Source organism: Cellulomonas bogoriensis 69B4 = DSM 16987 (assembly GCF_000767165.1).
Classification (GTDB): Bacteria; Actinomycetota; Actinomycetes; order Actinomycetales; family Cellulomonadaceae; genus Actinotalea; species Actinotalea bogoriensis.
The window spans coordinates 1-2,942 of record NZ_AXCZ01000244.1 but is presented as its reverse complement, the minus strand read 5'-3'; the positions used below and the strand labels follow the sequence as shown (position 1 = coordinate 2,942).

At 72.3% G+C, this 2,942-nt stretch carries 4 protein-coding genes; 1 reads left to right on the top strand and 3 read right to left on the bottom strand.

Annotated elements, in window-relative coordinates:
• A partial coding sequence (locus N869_RS17965; protein WP_035062615.1) for a hypothetical protein occupies window positions 1–337 on the top strand: 337 nt, incomplete at its 5' end.
• A 181-nt stretch (window positions 338–518) separates the two neighbouring features.
• Here N869_RS17965 and N869_RS14040 read toward each other — a convergent pair.
• The 3 genes from N869_RS14040 to N869_RS14030 all read right to left on the bottom strand — a co-directional run bounded on the left by N869_RS14040 (window position 519) and on the right by N869_RS14030 (window position 2,664).
• Window positions 519–1,553: an aldo/keto reductase gene (locus tag N869_RS14040; protein WP_035062613.1), complete on the bottom strand. Its 1,035-nt coding sequence runs from the start codon at window positions 1,551–1,553 to the stop codon at window positions 519–521.
• Between the two features lie 50 nt (window positions 1,554–1,603).
• Entirely contained in the window at window positions 1,604–1,786 is a 183-nt protein-coding gene (locus tag N869_RS14035) for a DUF4177 domain-containing protein (protein WP_035062612.1), read from the bottom strand.
• Between the two features lie 122 nt (window positions 1,787–1,908).
• A complete protein-coding gene (locus N869_RS14030; protein ID WP_035062611.1) occupies window positions 1,909–2,664 on the bottom strand; it encodes a class I SAM-dependent methyltransferase in 756 nt (251 codons plus the stop codon).
• Between the last annotated feature and the right edge of the window lie 278 nt (window positions 2,665–2,942).

Below are 2,942 nucleotides of genomic sequence, written 5' to 3'. Positions count from 1 at the left end.
CGGGTGGCGTCTGGGTCGCGCCGCAGGTGGGTGGCACCTCGTCGAGGCGGAGCTCCGGGCCGCGAGCGACCCCGACGGGGCGCTGTCGGAGCTGGGTCGCACCGGCATCAGCAGCTGGCTCGAGGTGGGCGCTGCGCGCACCTGGGCGCCGTTGCCCGAGCCCCAGCGGGAGCGCATCGCGACGCTCCTGACCGACTCCGGCCTCCCCCTCGCGACCCGGCGGGCAGTGGCGTTCCACGCCGGCATCGACCCCCTACCCGACGACGAGCCGCGTCGGCCCCCGCAACCCTCCACGCACCGCACCCGCCGCTGGCTGCGCCTGCGCCGCCGGGACTGAGCCACCCCTCGCCCCCTCCGCTCCCCCCGGCGCCGTCGTCCCCTCGCCACCGTCACCACCACTCGAGTGGGACCGTTCCGTTACGGAAAGCGCAACGGATCGGTCCCACTCGGTGACGGTGGCGTGCGTCCGGCCCTGACACCACGGGCTGGGGTCAGGGCAGGTGGGTGGGGCCGGGTGCTCAGCCGCGTCCGCCGGTGACGGGTCGGTGACGCTGCTGGACGCCGGCCGTCCCGTAGGGGTAGTCGTCGACGCGTGGTGCGCTCACCTCGGTGAGCCGGTCGAGCTGGTCGGGGGTCAGCTCGAGGTCGGCGGCGCCCATGTTGTCGGTGAGCTGCTCGACGGTCCGGGCCCCGAGGATCACCGAGGTGACGGCCGGTTGGGCGGCGAGCCACGCCAACGCCACCTGGGACATCGACGCCCCGTGCGCACCGGCGACCTCACCGACGGCGTCGATCACCCGCCAGGTGCGCTCGTCGGCGTTGCGCGCCTCCCACGCCTCCATGCCGCGGGTCGGGTTCTCCCCCAGGCGGGTGCTGCCGGTCGGGGGGACGTCACGCTCGTACTTGCCGCTGAGCCACCCACCGGCCAGTGGCGACCACGGCAGCAATCCGATGCCGGCGTCGAGGCAGGCGGGGACGACCTCGTGCTCGATGTCCCGGACCAGCAGGTTGTACTGCGGCTGCAGGGTGACCGGTGCGGACCAACCGTGCGCGGCGGCCACGTGCACCGCCTTGGTGACCTGCCAGCCGAGGTAGTTGGAGAACCCGTAGTAGGAGATCTTCCCGGCGCGGACGGCGTCGTCCAGGAACCCGAGGGTCTCGTCCAACGGGGTCAACGCGTCCCACGCGTGCACCTGGTACAGGTCGACGTGGTCGACACCGAGCCGGCGCAGCGAGTCCTCGAGCGCGGTGCGCAGGTGCCGGCGGGACAGCCCGACGTCGTTGGGCCCCTCCCCCATCGGGAACCGCCCCTTGGTGGCGAGCACCACCTGGGCGGCGTCGGTCGGGTGGGCGGCCAACCACCGGCTGATGATCTCCTCTGAGACCCCCGCGCTGTACACGTCCGCGGTGTCGAAGAACGTCCCACCGGCCTCCACGTACGTGGTCATGATCTGCCCGGACGTGGCCTCGTCGGCCTCGGCCCCGAACGTCATCGTCCCGAGGGCCTGTGTGGAGACGACCGCTCCCGAGCGCCCGAGTGTGCGGTACTGCATGGGGTCCTCCTGAGCGTGGTGCGGTCGACTCGACCGGTGCGGGCGAGCCCTCAGATCTTCTCGAAGATCATCGTCGCCTGGATGCGGTCACCGCCGCCCAGGCCCTTGCTCCCGGACGAGGCGGTGGTGATGGTGTGCAACCGGTAGCCCTGCTCGGCCTGCCGGTTGATCGCCGCCTCCAGCTCGGGCAGGTTCCCCGACCCGTCGTACCCGCCTGCCAGCGTCTTCGCCATGACAACCTCGCGTCCGTGGACTCCGCACGGGGTCTCGCGGTGAGCATCGCACACCTGCGGTCGGACGGCTCTCCCACCAAGTCACGCGAATGCATGCCGTCGAGCGGCGACGCGTGTGGACCTCAGCAGGGGCGACGGGCGCCTGCGGTTGCGACCACCAGCCACCCCCGGTCCGGCGCGTACGGGAGCGGGCTGACGTCGATGTCGGTGAACCCGATTCCCTCCAGGGAGGCCCGGACCTCCTCCTCGCTGCGGAAGCGCAACGTCGTGGTGGAGTCCACCCGCTCCCCGTCCGCGTGGAAGATGGTGGGCGACTCGAAGGTCACCAGGTCACCGTCGACCGCGGTGACCTGCACCCAGTCCTCGACGGGCCCCATGCCTTCGACGTCCACGACCTGGCGGGTGAGCTGTTCGGTCCACCGTTCCCAGGCGCGGTCTGCCGGGTTGCGGGTCTCGAACGCCAGGCGCCCACCGGGGCGCAGGCACGTGTGGATCGCGCGCAGCGTCGCCAACCAGGCGTCGTCGTCGACGAAGACCTGCGCGACGTTGGCGGTCATGGTCGCCAGGTCGTGGCGCCCCCGCAGGCCCGGATCGGCAGCCACGTCCGGGGCCGTCCCCCACACCCACCGGACCGTGCCCGCACCGGGCTTGGCGCGGGCCACGTCGAGGGACGCCTCAGCAGGGTCGACCCCCACGACCTCACGACCCTGCGCGGCGAGTCGGCAGGCCAACGTGCCCGTCCCGCACCCGACATCCAGGACCGTCCCGGCCTCGAGCTGCTCGGCGAGGGTGACGTAGACGTCGAGGTCCCTCCGGTCCGGGTCCAACGGGTCATAGACGCGCGCGACCCGCGGGTGGGAGTAGATGGCATCAGGCACGTCCCCGACCGTAGTGCGCACACCTGACGCCCCCTGGTGCCCGGTGTGTGGATCGGCGAACCGCGCGGTCACAGTCGGGGTAGTTTCACGCAGGACCATGGCCGCGAGCAGGAGCACACATGACCAGCACCGCACGACGTCACGTGGACGACCACACCCACCGGCCTGGTAGGCGCATGGTTGGTCGGCGTGCCCGAGCGCGGACGGCGGGGGTGCTGGCCGCCGCACTGTGTGCACTGATCGCAGCCGCACCGGCTGGGGCTCTGGGTGAGGACGAT